The organism is Clostridium boliviensis (assembly GCF_033342255.1).
GTDB lineage: Bacteria > Bacillota > Clostridia > Lachnospirales > Lachnospiraceae > Lacrimispora > Lacrimispora boliviensis.
Genome location: NZ_JAWONS010000320.1, coordinates 1 through 1,383, shown reverse-complemented (window position 1 = coordinate 1,383; position 1,383 = coordinate 1). Strand labels below are relative to the sequence as shown.

Sequence of the window (1,383 nt, the reverse complement as noted above, 5' to 3'; positions counted from 1 at the left end):
GAGGAATCTGCGGCGCTTGGAAAAACATCAGAACCGGAGCCGGCTTGGCGAAAAATTATTCGGGTCGGAATCATAAGGAATTTAACATTAATGGATATTTTTGAAACACTAGCTAATGTTGTTTGGACCAGTGCCTTCATACTGGCCTTTACTTATGAGATCCTGGGAAAAGGGAGTGAATGGTGGGGTTTTATCAACGCATCCTATTGGGTCGGAGGCATTGCGGGGAGCTTTGTGGTGGTCGCAATCACCAAGTTTCTAGTGCCCCATCGACTAACTTAGATCGGGAAATTCCGAAGGAAAATGTTACCTCATGGTCGAATGGATTCATAGGTGATCGAAATGATTTTCGTTCGTGACTTGACCACCAAGGAAGGCAATCAATTAAGACATATCATTCGAAAAGGATCCCATCCGGTGAAAGTCCGGCGGGCAATGGTTATTCTGGCATCCGCCCAAAAGATGACCGTCCCGAACATCGCCCGACTGTATCACCTATCCGAGGATCACGTTCGACGGTTGATTCACCGGTTTAATAAGGAAGGTATGAAATCGCTTCACCCCCGTTATGGAGGCGGCCGCCCGCGAACTTTTACGCCGGAACAACGTGCGGAAATCATTGAACTCGCGCAAATTCCGCCCAGAGTGTTGGGACTGCCTTTCACCCACTGGTCTCTTTCCAAACTGAAACAGGTGGCCGAAGAACGGGGGATTGTGGATTCGATCAGCATCGAAACCATTCGCCAAATCCTTTCGGAAGCCAAGATCACCTATCAACACACCAAAACGTGGAAGGAATCCAATGACCCCGAATTTCATATAAAAAAAAAACGAATCGAACAGTTGTACAACGATCCACCCCAAGACGGGCGAGTGATCTGCGTTGACGAGTTCGGTCCCCTTTCCATTCAGCCGTATCCCGGGAAAGGCTGGTTTCCGCAGAAGAAACCGGATCGTTTACCTGCCACCTATACGCGGAAGCATGGGGTTCGTCATTTGTTTGCCGCGTTGGATTTGAAAACGGACAAACTATATGCCCACATCAAGAAAACCAAGCGACATCAAGATGTGCTTCAATTTCTGAAGGTGTTGCGTCGCCGTTATCATCGGAGTGAGCGGTTGTACATTGTGCTGGACAACTTTTCCCCTCACCACCATAAGAAAGTCAAGACTTGGGCCCGTGAAAACAACGTGGAGTTGATCTATACGCCGACATATGCATCTTGGTTAAACCGGATTGAATGTCATTTTGGCCCGCTTCGCAAGTTCGTTTTCGAAGGAAGCAATTATTCATCTCATGATGAATTGGCTAAAGCCATCCAAGCATACATCCGTTGGCGCAACAAAAACAAACATCACGAAGCCATCTTAAAAGAACAAAAC

Annotated in this window: 2 protein-coding genes; both read left to right on the top strand. The window is 47.4% G+C overall.

Features of this window, described 5'->3' with window-relative positions; translation table 11 throughout:
* The coding region (locus RZO55_RS21905; protein WP_318066389.1) for a hypothetical protein at nucleotides 1-282 on the top strand (282 nt) is incomplete at its 5' end.
* Nucleotides 283-342: 60 nt separating this feature from the next.
* A partial coding sequence (locus RZO55_RS21900) for an IS630 family transposase (protein ID WP_318066390.1) occupies nucleotides 343-1,383 on the top strand: 1,041 nt, incomplete at its 3' end.